Raw genomic sequence first — 12094 nt, forward strand, 5'->3', positions numbered from 1 at the left:
TAAAAGTGATCTGGGAGGAATGTAGCATGACAAGCCCGCTTATGGAAAAACCAATCATAGATAACGGTAAATCAAATAAAAATAAATATGTGATGGAGAAGGTTTCATCTAGAATTTTCTTGTTTTGTGCCCTTCTATCAGTCGTCAGTTTATTGCTAATCATTGGATTCGTATTTTATAAAGGCTCCTATCCATTTATAAAAGAAGGTTATAGCTTTATAGATTTCATTTTTGGAGTAGATTGGGTACCAAGTGAAGATAAATTCGGCATATTTCCAATGATTGTGGCATCAATCTATGCGACCATTGGCGCTTTAATGATTGGTGTGCCGGTCGGTCTGTTTACAGCGATTTTTCTATCGGAGATTGCCCCTAAAAACGTAGCAAAAATTATTTCGCCGGCTGTACAGTTGCTAGCAGGGATCCCGTCTGTTTTATATGGTGTATTCGGATTGGCTATTATCGTTCCTTTGCTGCAGAACAACCTGGGGTTAGTCAAAGGGCAAAGCTTATTGGCTGTCATTCTTGTGTTAGCTATCATGATGCTGCCAACGATTGTAACGGTAGCTGAAACAGCCATTCGCGCCGTTCCAAAAACATACCGTGAGGGGTCCTTGGCTCTTGGCGCTTCAAAAATTGGAACGATTTTTAAAGTAGTTGTACCAGCAGCCAAATCAGGAATTATGGCAGCCATTGTATTGGGATTAGGGAGAGCCATTGGAGAAACAATGGCTGTTATATTGGTCGCGGGGAACAGTCTAATCGTCCCTGCAAGCTTAACAGATAGTGTCCGCCCGTTGACGACAAACATTGCGTTAGAAATGGGCTATGCATCCGGCGTTCATCAAGAGATGCTGTTTGCGACTGGTATTATTTTATTCTCCTTTATCTTGTTGTTAAACTTCGTATTAGCAAAAATCAGTGCAAAGGGTGGTAAGTAAAATGAAAAGGTGGAAAGATAACTTGCTGCATGGGCTTCTCTGGTTCTCAGCCATCTTGACTGTTGCCGTCCTTGTGGTCATTGTAGGGTTCATCTTTTACAAAGGGGTTAGGCTAATTAACTTTGAGTTCATCTTTGGTGATTATTCACCAACGGGCGGTGGCGGTATTTGGCCGATGATTGTGACAACTATGTATACCATTATTATTTCATTAGTAATTGCAACACCAATCGGGATTTTGGCGGCCGTGTATCTGCAAGAATACGCTAAACAAGGCCGATTAGTAAATGTCATTCGTTTTGCTACAGAAAGCTTAACAGGGATTCCTTCTATCATCTATGGATTATTCGGAGCCGTATTCTTTGTCACTACGTTGAAATTAGGCATGTCGATCATAGCGGCCTCGCTGACTCTGACTATTATTGTATTGCCAGTCATCATCCGAACGACAGAAGAAGCCTTAAAGACGGTACCGCAGTCATACAGAGAAGGCTCTCTCGCATTAGGGACAACGAAGCTGCAAACTTTATATAAAGTGATTTTGCCAAGTGCCATGCCAGGGATCTTATCGGGAATTATTCTCTCAATGGGGAGGATTGTCGGTGAATCGGCTGCCATATTTTTAACAGCCGGAACGGTAGCAGCCATGCCTGAAAGTATCTTCTCATCTGCCAGAACGTTAACGGTCCATTCCTATTTGGTGACACAGGAGGCCGGAGACATTGAACTGGCAGCGGCCATTGGGATTGTACTAATTGTGATGATCGTGGTTCTCAACTTTGTGGCGACATTTATATCAAAGAAATTAAATAAAGCTGACTATTAAATGAGGTGTGATATATGAGTGTAGCAATGATGGAGCGGAACGCAGAAGTAAAGGCGGAAAGGTTCCCGCCAATGAAACAGCATTCAGAGGGAACAACGAAAATTAGTGTAAAAGATTTGAACTTATTTTATGGAGAAAAACAGGCACTCTATAATGTGTCAATGAATATTGAAGAAAAGAAGGTGACAGCCTTAATCGGTCCTTCCGGCTGCGGGAAGTCCACTTTCCTGCGAACGTTAAACCGAATGAATGATTTGATCGCTGGAGTAAAAATTAGCGGTGATATTATCATTGATCATGAAAATATATATCAATCTAACGATGTGATTAAGCTCCGGACAAAGGTCGGAATGGTCTTCCAAAAGCCCAACCTATTTCCGATGAGCATTTATGATAATGTCGCATACGGACCCCGGGCGCAGGGAGTAACAAATAAAAAGAATTGAATCGGATTGTGGAGGAAAGCTTACGCGGTGCGGCCATTTGGGATGAAGTGAAAGACCGCCTGAAATCCTCAGCTCTCGGACTATCAGGCGGTCAGCAGCAGCGTGTTTGCATTGCGCGTGCCATTGCAATGAAGCCGGAAGTGATATTAATGGATGAACCTACTTCGGCATTAGATCCGATTTCTACGCTGAAAGTAGAAGAATTGATTGCACAATTGAAGAAGAACTATACAATTGTTATCGTTACTCACAATATGCAGCAGGCAGCGCGTGTATCCGACAAAACCGCTTTCTTCTTAAATGGCGAAATTGTTGAATATGATGTAACCAATCATATTTTTTCACATCCAAAGGATCAGAGAACGGAAGATTATGTCACCGGCCGTTTTGGGTAATTAGAGAGGGAAGAATAAATAGTGAAATTCTTAGACTGCCAAGTGCCTGGATAACGCGGACTTGGCAGTCATTTTTTTGAATAGTAAAAGGAAGAGTCAATTAATCAGAAAACGACCTTTTCATCAGTCTTTATCCAATTTAATTCTTTCGTGCTCGCATCTTTTGACCATTGAGTCGGCATTTCTTGATCTGAAATGACAACATCGATAGATGACAAGGAATCAATATGAAACAAAGCCCTTTGGTTAAATTTAGAAGAATCGGCCACAACATATATTTGCTTTGATCTCTTAATGATAATGGAAGAGGCAGTGGCTTCATCCACATCGAAATCACAAATTCCCTCCTGGCTTATTCCTCCACATGAGATAAACGCTTTATCAAAATAAAAATATTCTAGCAGCTGATTGGTAATGGAACCGCTGATCGAACGTTGCTGTGGATTAGATGTTCCTCCAAGTATGATGACTTTCCCGTTAAAAATGTTAGATTCTAATCGATTATTTAAGATGACGGCTGCGGCTAAAGAATTGGTTACAATCGTGACATTTCTTACGTGTTTAATCGAGTTTGCAACATGTAAGGTGGTTGAGCCGGCATCAAGAGCAATGGTTTCGCCATCCTTAATAAAGGAAGCGGCGACTTCTCCTATGAGTTGCTTCTGATGATGGGCGATGCCAACTTTATGGTTGAAATCAGGCTCATTGCTTATCCCAGCATATTTAACCGCTCCACCATGGATTCTGCGTAATTTCTTTTTCTCCTCAAGGGCACTTAAATCTTTCCGAATGGTTTCAGGTGTGACGTTTAATTTTAAAGCTAGATCCATGACGTTGACTTTTATTTTCACATCAAGTTCTCGCAGAATGATTTTATGTCTTTCTGATAGTAAAGACTTATTCATACTATTTCTCCCACACTTCTACAATTTTCTTAGTCTTTCTTAATTGTAAAAACAAATTATAAAGAAAGATTTTCAGTTTCGTTAATTTTCCAAAAATATTTAGTAAAACAAAAGAGACATCAGCTGATTTATCTGTCTTTTCGACTATGAACATGATGGTTCCTAATTCTTAGAAAGGGTGCCATGATTGGATCCATGAATAGTTTGCTTTCTTTGATGCTTTTGTTTTCTTTACTTATTTTTTGGCTTAACTTCATAATCCACCAATATTAGTAGATTAAGCTTAAAGGGAGAAAAGAGGATAGAACACTCTATCAATGACAAGCAGGATGAAAGAATGGGGAGGTATGCTAAATGAGTAATGAAGAGATGAGTAAAGGGTTAGACAGAAGAAGTTTTATTAAAATTGGTGGGATGAGTACCCTTGCCTTAACCCTTGCCTCTGCTGGAATGCCGGGAGATTTATTCGGCAATGCAACAGCATTAGCCAAAGACAATCAAGCAGCCAAATTGAAATTTAATTCTGATGGAAGGTTTAAAATTGTGCAATTTAATGATCCACAAGACGATGAACGAATTGATCGCAGAACCATTCAGTTAATGGAAAAAGTTTTAGACGCTGAAAAGCCTGATTTTGTAGTGATTAATGGAGACATGTTAGCAAGTGGGCCTGATACTCCATTGGAAGTAAAGCAAGCGATTAATAATCTTGCTCAGCCAATGGAGAAGAGAAAGATTCAGTGGGCGGTGACATTCGGAAATCATGATGAAGATGCCACGCCAAAAAATGGCCTTGATGAGGAGGATATGCTCAAAATCTATATGTCGTATCCGTACAATAGGAACCAGCCGAGTGAAAAAGGTGTAACAGGAACAGGAAATTCCTATCTGCTTATCAATAATTCTAAAGGAACGACACCTGCCTTTAATTTATGGTTAATGGATAGTGGAAGATACGCGCCAAAGGAAATCGCCGGGCAGGATTTTGAAGGCTATCCTCATTGGGACTGGTTGCGCTTTGATCAGGTGAACTGGTATTATGAAACGTCTAAGAAATTAGAAAAAAGATTGAATCGCAAAGTTCCATCCCTTATGTTCATGCATATTCCTTTATGGGAACATCGCTATATGTGGTTTGCCAGCAAAGAGGAAATGTCAGAATCAAAGCATGCGTTAGCTGTGAAAAAACATAGTATCACAGGGGAAAGAAATGAAAATGAATGCCCAGGACCATTCAATAGTGGCATGTTTTCAGCCATTTTGCATCGCGGGGATGTAAAGGGCGTCTTCTGTGGGCATGATCATATCAACACCTATGCAGGGAATTATTATGGAGTAATGCTTGGCTACGCGGGCAATTGCGGGTTCGGGGCTTACGGGCTTTCCGGGGCAGAAAGAAATAGACTGCGCGGGGCCAGAGTATTCAATCTAGATGAAAAGAAAGAAAATGTTCTCGTCGATACATATATGGTTTTTGCAAAAGATTATGGCATTGATTTAACGGCCAACGATCAAAGTATCGATCCATTGCCATTGAAGGATAAGCCAAAAACTGTAACAAGCAAATAAATAGAGAAATAGCTCAAAAGGGGAAGTGAGGATTCACCTTCCCTTGTTAGATAGGCCGCTTCGGGATACATCCAAGCGGTCTGTATCATGGTCAGTTAGAAGATTTATTTTTTAATCCCATAGGAGGGGTCTCGTACAATAAAAGCACCTGGATATATTCTGTTGTACTAACTTCCACATTTAGTTTAAAGATCAGAAGGCCGATCCACTTGGATTGGCCTTCTAAACTATGTCAAGGAGTAAGCAGGATTACTTTGAATGAACCTTTTTCCCCTGAACCCAGACTTCACGGATGTTTTCCGGACGGGCGAGATACATGATTTTTTGGAAGACATTATGCAAGTCTTCATTCACGTCGAAGATAGGCAGTTTGGCAGCTGCCGCTTTCGTATCGATGACTTGTACGTCCCACACATAGTTTTCCTGCAGGCGGCCGATGGGCAAGCTTAAACTTTCGCCGCCGCCAGCTGTTGCTAAATAGAAGGCTTCATTAATCGTAATACGTGATTGCGGCACACCGCGATCTTCAGCAGGCAGAGCGGGGTTCACACCATCTTCTAACATTCGCGATGAGATGATTGCTTGCCTTACATTATCAAACAGGCTAGGTGAAAAACCGCCAGAAATATCAGATCCTAAGCCAATCTCAACGTCCTTCGAGTGAAAGTGAGCGATGGGAATGACGCTGTTGGCAAAGTAAGCATTGGATATTGGACAGTGAGCGATGGCCGTTCCTGTTTCAGCAAACAATTCTGCATCATGATCATCCAGGAAGTTACAGTGAGCCATTACCGACTTATCATGCAACAGACCAAACTCATGCAAAGCAAAGGCATCATGTTTATCAAATCGGTCTTTCACGTACCCATGCGCCCAGTCACTTTCGCTGCAGTGTGATTGGACATGTGTATCATATTTGGCCGTCAATTCCCCTAAACCTTTCAGTGTGTCATTTGTACAGCTTGGGATAAAGCGTGGGGTCACCACCGGATAAACTCCTTGCTTAGTGGTCTTTGCTAACTCCTTAACAGCTAAAATAAACTCCTCCGTATCAGCTAGTGCCGTTTGCGTATCAGCATCACGATAATAGGTCGGCGTTTGTTCAGGATTGTCCATGACAACTTTCCCGACGAGCCCTCGTTGTCCGTTCTTCGCACAGATCTCAGCCAGCAGCACACTAGCCTCTTTGTGCACAGTCGCGAAATAAAGGGCGGTCGTGGTTCCATGCGCAAGCAAAGTGCTGACTAAGTCGTTATAGACATTTTCGGCGAAAGTCAGATCTGAAAATTTGGCCTCAAGCGGAAAGGTGTATGTATGTAACCAGTCATAGAGCGGGAGATCCAGCGCCGTTCCTGCTTGAGCCCATTGAGGGGCGTGCACATGTAAATCGATAAAACCCGGCAAGAAAAACTGCCCTTCAGCTAAACGATGAAAGTGATCTTCTCCTTCATAAGCATCCACCAGCTGTTGATAGTCCGCCTCTTCCGGTGCAACAATTTTTTCAATCATGCCGTCACTGTTAATACAGAAAAGATAATCTTTTAAAACTTGAATGTCTTTAGGAGACGCACTGGAAAAAGCTGTTCCTTGAAAAATACCCATATATTTTTTCATGATTATCACCTTAATGTTCGTTTTTATAGATTCATACTAGTGATTATAAGGGAAAAAAAATAGCAGGTCTAGAAGAAAACGAAGGAACCCCTTGTTTTCTCTCAATGACTGTTCATTTTAATGAATGCTCATTATCCAACGAATTTTTTATCGGGGAGAGAAAAAAGGAGGAGCAACAAGGCTCATTAGAGTCATAAATACTTGATAAGTAGAGGAACGGATTTTCATTTTTTAGAGGGCTTCTATTCCTTGTAATAACCGCCATCCAGCCTATTTACTTTTATTTTAGCTAGTATAAATACCTGAAAAAGTTCAACTCTTCTCAACTATGCTAAGTATATTTTATCATTTTTTACCAAAATATCATTTGGATATTTACACCATTTATTAACGAGTTATATAATCAAATTGTTTCGACTATCAAAATAATAGCTTACTAGGGGGTAAACATGGGGAAAAAGAAGCGGAATTCAACGTTGCTTTCAAGTTGGGCTGCCAGCGCTATTGCAGCGTCGGCCATATTTACGGGAGGTTTTGTAAGCGCTAACATTTATCCTTCAGCTGCCTCTGCAGCGGCAATCGAGTCTCCAGACATAGATGTAAATATTATTAACGAAGACCGCATTGCCAAGAGTTTAAAAGATCGGGGACTGCTGGCGAAAAATGCTTCTCCGGCAGAAACTCAGAAGGCAGTAAAGCAATATATCAAGAAAAAGCAAGGGGAAAAACAGCCTGGCAATCATAAGAAATATACGGATGAAAAATACGAAAAATTTGACAAAAAAACGAAGGATTTTTTAACAAAGCAAAAAGATAAACTCGCGAAGCAGCTTAATAAAGGCCATGAAAACTTTAAAAAAGGAAAACCAAACGGCGCCGTGAAGGTAAATCCTGCCAAACAAGCAAACTATAATGGGAGCGTCCGCCAGGATAAAGTGTTGGTTCTATTAACTGAGTTTAGCGATTTTAAACATAATAATGTCGTTCAAGAAGATGGTTATATGTTTGCGGATGATTTTAATAAAGAGCATTATGAAAAATTAATGTTTGGCGATCAGGAATTTACTTTGTTTAACGGAGATAAAGTAAAGACGTTTAAACAATTTTACGAGGAGCAGTCCGGGGGCAGCTACACAGTAGACGGCACGGTATCTGACTGGTTAACACTTCCGGGAACGGCCAGGGAATATGGAGATGATAATCCAAACGGCGGTCATGATAACATGGATCCAAAAGGACCGCGTGACCTCGTGAAAGATGCTTTAAATGCAGCGGTCGCTTCGGGTATTGATTTATCTGAATATGATCAATTTGACCAATATGATCTCGACGGAGATGGAAACTTAAATGAACCGGATGGACTCGTTGATCATTTAATGATTATTCATGCAGGTACCGGTCAGGAAGCTGGCGGCGGCAAACTTGGTGACGACGCGATTTGGTCACACCGCTGGACTCTTGATGGAGTTTATCCTGTTCAAGGTTCGCAAGCGAAGGTGGATTATTGGGGCGGAAACATGGCTGCATTTGACTATACGATCCAGCCTGAAGACGGAGCTGTTGGTGTATTCGCGCATGAATTCGGTCATGATTTAGGGTTGCCGGACGAATATGATACCCAGTATACAGGGCATGGCGAACCGATCGCCTCCTGGTCGATTATGAGCGGCGGTAGCTGGAACGGAAAAATCGCCGGTACCGAGCCAACAAGCTTTTCCCCGCAAAATAAAGAATTTTTCCAAAAAGTAATGGGTGGCAATTGGGCCAATATAACTGAAGTGGATTATAAGGATATAGACAAAAGCGGCCTGGCTTTTATTCTTGACCAGAGCGTGACCAAGTCCAAAAATCCAGGCATTGTAAAAGTGAATTTGCCACAGAAAACCGTCCAAGGCATTGCCCCGCAATTTGGTGAAAAGTATTATTACAGCACAAAGGGAGATGACCTTCACACAACGTTAACTTCACCAGAGTTTGATTTAACGGCAGCCAAAACAGCCGTGTTTGATTATAAAGCCTATTATGATATTGAATTTGACTATGACTTCTTGAATGTGAAGGCCGTTACGAATGATGGACAAGAAGTTATCATTGATACCATTGGCGATGAAGATACAGCCGGCGATACCCGAGCTGAATCTTCTAAGGGACAGTGGGTGGACAAGTCTTATGATTTGAGCGCATTCGCCGGTAAAAAGGTAAAGCTTGTTTTTGAATATGTGACAGATGGCGGTTTGTCTCTTGATGGCTTCGCTCTTGATAACGCCACGCTTACAATTGATGGCAAAGTAGTTTTTGCGGATGATGCGGAAGGAACGCCTAAGTTCACAACTGATGGCTTTGAAGTATCCAACGGAACATTCCAGAAAGCCAATTACTATTATTTAGAGTGGAGAAATTATGACGGTTCAGACAAGGCCCTGATGCACTCTCGGGGAGTAGCTTATAATACCGGGCTCGTCGTATGGTATGGGGATGACAGCTACATGGATAACTGGACAGGTGTTCATCCTGGAGACGGATTTCTCGGCGTAGTGGATTCCCACCCGGAGGCCATTGTCGGCACGTTAAACGGACAACCGAGCATTAATCAGAGCACGCGCTATCAAATCGCTGACGCGGCTTTCAGCCTAGACAAAGCACCGGGCTGGACAATCGATTCTCCAACACGCGGATTCTATCATTATAAAGGATTAAACGGTGTTCCTACATTTGACGATGCCAGAAAGTATATCAATCAAATGATTCCAGATGCTGGCCGTAACGTGCCAAACTACGGCTTGAAATTCCAGGTTATCGGCGAAGCAAAAGACAACTCGGCAGGGGCCGTATGGATTCACAAATAACTAAGAGCGGGCTGCCGTTATAGCAGCCCGTTTTTGCTGTTTAAGTGGTCTTGGGAGAGCAACCGATGTTTAAAAATTACTTTTCCTCAAGGCCCTCAATAGATACAACACGGCTGACGTCATGCGTCCCCCTTGCTTGAATGGTTGCCAGATTTGAATGTTTATCAACGCTTTCAATCCAAACAGGGATGCCACTGTAGTGAACAGGGATATCCTTCTCCGATTCTAGAACTTCAAGTACGCGTTTCATTTCCACCTCTTCACCTCATTCCTATGAACGCAGGTTCTTTTTTGCCATGTTGATCAGTTCTCGGACCATGGAACCGCCTAGGCGCCCGCCAATTTGACCGGCTTCTTCAGAAGTAAGCTTGCCATTGTATCCTTCTGTTAGCGGAACCCCTACTTCTTTTGCAGCTTCAAACTTGGCAGCTGCCGGGTCACTGGCATTTACGACTTCTGCCTTCAAGTTGTCTAGCGCTTGTTTTGCTTCAGGAACAAGAATTTTGTTTTTTCTCGACATGTGCATTCCTCCTTTTAGCTGTTCAATGTTACTATGCCCGATAAGTTGTTATCGTATAGGCTAGTGTCCAGTTTGCTGGCTATACTAATGGAAAAGGAAAGGAGAGCTAACAAATGGGCGCGATTGAACGCAATGGCTATCGGTTTGTACCGGAATACAGCGTAATTAAGCAAAATGGGGCTATTCACGTCTACCGGGAGGGAGAATTCGTAGAAGAGATTCTCTTTGATTTCTCTGGAGACTTTGCTGAACATAATCAAATAGAGGAATTAGTTAACCATTATTGCAAAGAGCATAATATTTAAAGAACCATGAGTTCATGATCTGGAGAAAATCCTTAAAAAGAAGCGGTATGAATTGGTTAGTTTGATAAACTGTTTGTTTTTCATTTCTTAAATAAAAAGAGCGGGCAAATCTTCTGGGAGATTGTCTGCTCTTTTTAGATGAAGCTATGTGGAGATATCATTGGGAAGGCGAGGAAGAAATTCGCACGGTCGATTTATTGAACTTCCTATCTTCTGCAGGTGTCTAATCAGTTAAAATCGAGAATGACTATCATGGTATAAATGAAAGAAACCCATTACCGACTCACTCAGCATCCTCATATGATGATCAATAACCGGGCGGATGTTTCCTGATTAGATAAGCTTTTTCCGCATCTATCCTATTGTGTTTGTCCACTCCAATAACTGAAGAGTGACATATACTGCCGTATAGCGTATGAGGGTATGGGGGTGAGAACATGTCAGTTGAACGTTACTATGGACTTTGCCAACGATATAGAGGAAGAGCTGTTGAGATTAGAACACATGATGGAAGAATGCACAGAGGGATTATTCAACATGCGAATAATCATAAAGTCTTTATCCGCCCTATTAGCGGTGCACGTAACTTAGGCGGTTTTGGTTATGGAGCGTACGGCTATGGTTCAGGATTTGGCTATGGAATTGCATTAGGCGCCATTGCTACTCTTGCTTTACTTCCATTTTTCTTTTGGTAATTCGATAAACCAATGCAAAAAGGTAATAAATATGTATACCGTTTTTGTTCACGGATTAGGCGGACTGCTTTGCATCAAGAAAGCACAAATAGAATGTTGTGCACATAGAGGGATTCGCTTAGCTATATGTAGTTTATGAAAAATAAGCAGGAAGGTGTCTGTCAGGCGGCATTTTAAAGACATCTTTCTGCTTATTTGGCATGTTCATTTTCTCCATAAGTCCGCAGAGATTTTAGCGATGACTTCAGAAGGAAGTTCCATTAACTCGTCAGTTGTTTGCCCGGTGTCATTAAGGTAGTTTTGGACCAAGTAATAGCCAATGCAATAACCGGCCATTTTTGGATAGAAACGAAAGCCATACAGCAGGCTGTTATGTTTGCGGTGAGACTTGGGTACATGTATGTTGGGAAGAATAATGTGCTGCCAGATTTTTTCTAACTCCTTATTTGAATAGTATGATGTCCAGGCTGAAACCAGTCCGTCTCCCAATCTCTCCCGAACAGCATGCTCTGCTAATCCTTCCATGATCATGGTATCCAATAAGCTAAAATCTTCTTCATCTTTTTTATATTTTTCTAATCGGCAAACATGGTGGTATTCATGAGTCAGCAATGCCTTTATCTCTTCCTCTGTATTGCTTTCAGAAATAAATAAAAACAATTTATCTTTAAAAGCTAAGCCGGCCTTTTCATTCGGTTTATTTGGGTTTCTCCGTTCCTTCGTGTTTAACGGCAAAATAAAGATAGGGACTTCGGGGCCTTGCCATTTTGCTTGAAGCTGCTGTTCTTCCTGTTCAACTATCTTCCATACATTATTTTTTTGCAGGCTTGTTAAAAACGCCCGATCGTTTTTCACTGGTTGGCGGTACATCCCATGAAGTGTCAGATAATCATAAATTTCAGCAGCTGAAACTCCGTTAAAGTAATCCGTTATCTTCTCGCATATTTCCAGAGGTTTCTTATATGAATTTAGCAGCCACTCATCGGTTCGAATAACGCTCACATCCATTCTCCTCCAACAGTCAATTTATCT

11 protein-coding genes and 1 pseudogene are annotated in these 12094 nt (G+C 41.7%); 7 read left to right on the forward strand and 5 right to left on the reverse strand.

The genetic code is table 11. The features are described 5' to 3' along the window. The first annotated feature begins 26 nt into the window (after positions 1 to 26). From pstC to pstB, 3 genes and pseudogenes are all read left to right on the forward strand, one after another. Positions 27 to 941: a phosphate ABC transporter permease subunit PstC gene (gene pstC / locus CJ483_RS18440; protein WP_120036539.1), complete on the forward strand. Its 915-nt coding sequence runs from the start codon at positions 27 to 29 to the stop codon at positions 939 to 941. A 1-nt stretch (position 942) separates the two neighbouring features. After that, the gene (gene pstA, locus CJ483_RS18445) at positions 943 to 1767 is read left to right on the forward strand and encodes a phosphate ABC transporter permease PstA (protein ID WP_120036540.1); all 825 of its coding nucleotides are present in this window, start codon (positions 943 to 945) and stop codon (positions 1765 to 1767) included. A gap of 71 nt (positions 1768 to 1838) precedes the next feature. Next, positions 1839 to 2608 (forward strand): annotated as a pseudogene (gene pstB / locus CJ483_RS18450) (phosphate ABC transporter ATP-binding protein PstB). Between the two features lie 104 nt (positions 2609 to 2712). On the opposite strand, the gene CJ483_RS18455 reads toward pstB, so the two are convergent. Continuing rightward, positions 2713 to 3513 (reverse strand): DeoR/GlpR family DNA-binding transcription regulator, encoded by an 801-nt coding sequence (locus tag CJ483_RS18455; protein ID WP_120036541.1) that lies wholly within the window; start codon positions 3511 to 3513, stop codon positions 2713 to 2715. A gap of 354 nt (positions 3514 to 3867) precedes the next feature. On the opposite strand from CJ483_RS18455, the gene CJ483_RS18460 reads away from it, so the two are divergent. Then, positions 3868 to 5082 carry a metallophosphoesterase family protein gene (locus CJ483_RS18460; protein ID WP_259455712.1) on the forward strand — a complete coding sequence of 405 codons (1215 nt, stop codon included), beginning with the start codon at positions 3868 to 3870 and terminating at the stop codon, positions 5080 to 5082. 249 nt (positions 5083 to 5331) lie between these two features. Here the strand turns inward: CJ483_RS18460 and guaD are convergent, their stop codons facing one another. Continuing rightward, positions 5332 to 6696 carry a guanine deaminase gene (gene guaD / locus CJ483_RS18465; RefSeq protein WP_120036542.1) on the reverse strand — a complete coding sequence of 455 codons (1365 nt, stop codon included), beginning with the start codon at positions 6694 to 6696 and terminating at the stop codon, positions 5332 to 5334. Between the two features lie 449 nt (positions 6697 to 7145). On the opposite strand from guaD, the gene CJ483_RS18470 reads away from it, so the two are divergent. After that, positions 7146 to 9542: an immune inhibitor A domain-containing protein gene (locus CJ483_RS18470; RefSeq protein WP_120036543.1), complete on the forward strand. Its 2397-nt coding sequence runs from the start codon at positions 7146 to 7148 to the stop codon at positions 9540 to 9542. A gap of 76 nt (positions 9543 to 9618) precedes the next feature. Here the strand turns inward: CJ483_RS18470 and CJ483_RS18475 are convergent, their stop codons facing one another. Both CJ483_RS18475 and CJ483_RS18480 read right to left on the reverse strand, forming a co-directional pair. Beyond that, complete coding sequence (locus CJ483_RS18475) at positions 9619 to 9792, reverse strand: H-type small acid-soluble spore protein (protein WP_259455713.1); 174 nt, start codon at positions 9790 to 9792, stop codon at positions 9619 to 9621. Positions 9793 to 9813: 21 nt separating this feature from the next. Continuing rightward, positions 9814 to 10062 carry an alpha/beta-type small acid-soluble spore protein gene (locus CJ483_RS18480; RefSeq protein ID WP_120036545.1) on the reverse strand — a complete coding sequence of 83 codons (249 nt, stop codon included), beginning with the start codon at positions 10060 to 10062 and terminating at the stop codon, positions 9814 to 9816. A 113-nt stretch (positions 10063 to 10175) separates the two neighbouring features. On the opposite strand from CJ483_RS18480, the gene CJ483_RS18485 reads away from it, so the two are divergent. Next, positions 10176 to 10367 carry a YbxH family protein gene (locus tag CJ483_RS18485; protein WP_120036546.1) on the forward strand — a complete coding sequence of 64 codons (192 nt, stop codon included), beginning with the start codon at positions 10176 to 10178 and terminating at the stop codon, positions 10365 to 10367. A gap of 437 nt (positions 10368 to 10804) precedes the next feature. Continuing rightward, the gene (locus tag CJ483_RS18490; RefSeq protein ID WP_120036547.1) at positions 10805 to 11062 is read left to right on the forward strand and encodes a hypothetical protein; all 258 of its coding nucleotides are present in this window, start codon (positions 10805 to 10807) and stop codon (positions 11060 to 11062) included. Between the two features lie 204 nt (positions 11063 to 11266). Here the strand turns inward: CJ483_RS18490 and CJ483_RS18495 are convergent, their stop codons facing one another. After that, on the reverse strand, positions 11267 to 12064 hold the full coding sequence (locus CJ483_RS18495) for a DUF2268 domain-containing putative Zn-dependent protease (RefSeq protein WP_120036548.1): 798 nt from the start codon (positions 12062 to 12064) through the stop codon (positions 11267 to 11269). Between the last annotated feature and the right edge of the window lie 30 nt (positions 12065 to 12094).

Source organism: Bacillus sp. PK3_68 (assembly GCF_003600835.1).
GTDB lineage: Bacteria > Bacillota > Bacilli > Bacillales > Domibacillaceae > Pseudobacillus.

What these genes read in the sequence shown, in the direction of transcription:
- CJ483_RS18455 (WP_120036541.1), bottom strand. Translation starts at nt 3,513, where the DNA reads ATGAATAAGTCTTTACTATCAGAAAGACATAAAATCATTCTGCGAGAA.
- pstC (WP_120036539.1), top strand. Translation starts at nt 27, where the DNA reads ATGACAAGCCCGCTTATGGAAAAACCAATCATAGATAACGGTAAATCA.
- CJ483_RS18485 (WP_120036546.1), top strand. Translation starts at nt 10,176, where the DNA reads ATGGGCGCGATTGAACGCAATGGCTATCGGTTTGTACCGGAATACAGC.
- guaD (WP_120036542.1), bottom strand. Translation starts at nt 6,696, where the DNA reads ATGAAAAAATATATGGGTATTTTTCAAGGAACAGCTTTTTCCAGTGCG.
- CJ483_RS18470 (WP_120036543.1), top strand. Translation starts at nt 7,146, where the DNA reads ATGGGGAAAAAGAAGCGGAATTCAACGTTGCTTTCAAGTTGGGCTGCC.
- CJ483_RS18475 (WP_259455713.1), bottom strand. Translation starts at nt 9,792, where the DNA reads ATGAAACGCGTACTTGAAGTTCTAGAATCGGAGAAGGATATCCCTGTT.
- pstA (WP_120036540.1), top strand. Translation starts at nt 943, where the DNA reads ATGAAAAGGTGGAAAGATAACTTGCTGCATGGGCTTCTCTGGTTCTCA.
- CJ483_RS18460 (WP_259455712.1), top strand. Translation starts at nt 3,868, where the DNA reads ATGAGTAATGAAGAGATGAGTAAAGGGTTAGACAGAAGAAGTTTTATT.
- CJ483_RS18490 (WP_120036547.1), top strand. Translation starts at nt 10,805, where the DNA reads ATGTCAGTTGAACGTTACTATGGACTTTGCCAACGATATAGAGGAAGA.
- CJ483_RS18480 (WP_120036545.1), bottom strand. Translation starts at nt 10,062, where the DNA reads ATGTCGAGAAAAAACAAAATTCTTGTTCCTGAAGCAAAACAAGCGCTA.